Source organism: Catenibacterium sp. co_0103, from assembly GCF_004168205.1.
GTDB lineage: Bacteria > Bacillota_I > Bacilli_A > Erysipelotrichales > Coprobacillaceae > Catenibacterium > Catenibacterium mitsuoka_A.
Genome location: NZ_RCYB01000174.1, coordinates 1 through 1,957, shown reverse-complemented (window position 1 = coordinate 1,957; position 1,957 = coordinate 1). Strand labels below are relative to the sequence as shown.

Genomic DNA, 1,957 nt, shown 5'->3' with positions numbered 1-1,957 from the left:
TTGACCTTAAGAACATGATAAATGATTTATGAAATAAACAAAACAGATAGCAGAAAACTGCCCCTAAAAAGTTGACAGCATAAAAGCAAAGCCAGGAGTTCATACCCCTGACTTTTTCAAAGCTTGAGTAAACCCCAAGTCTATTTAGTTACTCTCTTTTTTTTCGATTTATTCAAAAGTGTAGATTGTGTTTACAGATAGTTTTATACTTAATAAAGATATATCGATAGATAAGGGAGGTACAATCTAATATGAAGAAATATATCAAATCAAGTCTCTTTTATTTTTCTATTTGCATTATTTTGTTTTCAACAGCAGGTCTTATGTCTGTCTTTTTAGCTAATATTCTCAAAAGAATGATTGATACCTCAACCGCAAAAAATATTACACAGTTTTACCATGTGATGATTCTTACTATTTTCTTTATCATCATTAATTTTACTCTTCATATACTAAGAGGTTTCTTTAAAGCAAAATTCCTCAAGAAAGTCATGTTGTCTTTGAAACATGATTTATTTAAAGGCATATTCTCAAAGAGTATCAAAGACTTCAATAAGGAAAACAGTTCAGTCTATACGAGCATATTTAATAATGATTTAAAGATACTTGAAAAGAATTATTTTGATAATCTTCTCACAATCATCTCTGACTTATCTCAATTTTTCATTTGTTTAATTGCAGTCATCTCATTCCAATTTGAACTTGCTGTCATAATCATATTGATTAATGTGATTGCGATATTTGTACCTGTATTATTAGGTAAAATATTATCCCATAAGCAGATAGATTCTATTAATAAATTCAGTGATTTGAATGTGAAGATTAAGGATTTATTCAATTCTTTTGAAATCATCAAATGTTTCCAGGTGACTCATAAAGTAATAGAAGACTTTGATCATGCAGATAATATATATGAAGAAAGTATGGAAAACTTTAGATATTGTGAAGGAATTATAGCAGGTTTTTCAACTTTATCATCACTTGGTGTAAGTGTTATGACAACACTTATATCACTCTATTTTGTCATCAAGAATCAAATTACTATTGGTGAAATGATGGCAATCACACAACTTGTAAACAATATTGCGAATCCTCTAGGACGATTATCTAGTGAACTTCCATTATTAAAGAGCACAAAACCTATTGAACTTAAATTACAGGAATATATGGATATTAAAATGGTTCAAACTGGAATTAAAATAAATGGTCTAAATCAAATCACTATGGATCATATATCATTTGGTTATACTGAAAACAAAGAGATCATTCATGATTTTAGCTATGAATTTCTTAAAAATAAGAAGTATGCGATTGTCGGTAATAGTGGATGTGGGAAGTCCACTATCGTTAAGCTTCTTTTAAATTACTATGATAACTATAAAGGAAATATCTTTATCAATGATGTAAATCTCAATGAAATTGATATGAGTAGTGTTTACTCTCATTTATCCATGGTTCATCAAAATGCACCTATTCTCAATGATACACTAAAAAACAATATTACTTATTATAATGATTATTCAATAGAACAGGTTAATCAAATTGTACATGAGGCAGGATTAGATCATTTTGTAGAATCATTACCTGATGGATTAGATACTGTCATCAATGAAAATGGGAATAATATCTCTGGAGGAGAAAAACAGAGAATCAGTATTGCAAGAACTTTATTAAAGAATACAGATTTATTGATCTATGATGAACCCACATCTAACTTAGATCATGTAACTGCAAAAGAAGTAGAAAAGAATCTATTGAACAGAAATAATACATGTATCATGATTACTCATAGACAATATGAAATGACGAGGAGGAAACAAAAAAAGTAACTCTCCTTAATTGTTCAATCGTGGATTTACCATTATACTTTGAGTAGAAATAAAAATTCATAGTATTGTGGGATTACCGCAAACAAATAAGGAGGGTTACCTATGAATAGAATAATAAAAATTGGGAT

The 1,957-nt window shown here is 28.7% G+C and carries 1 protein-coding gene; it reads left to right on the top strand.

Annotated elements, in window-relative coordinates; genetic code table 11:
• Positions 1 to 251 precede the first annotated feature (251 nt).
• Positions 252 to 1,829 (top strand): ABC transporter ATP-binding protein, encoded by a 1,578-nt coding sequence (locus EAI80_RS12860; RefSeq protein WP_129982352.1) that lies wholly within the window; start codon positions 252 to 254, stop codon positions 1,827 to 1,829.
• Positions 1,830 to 1,957 lie beyond the last annotated feature (128 nt).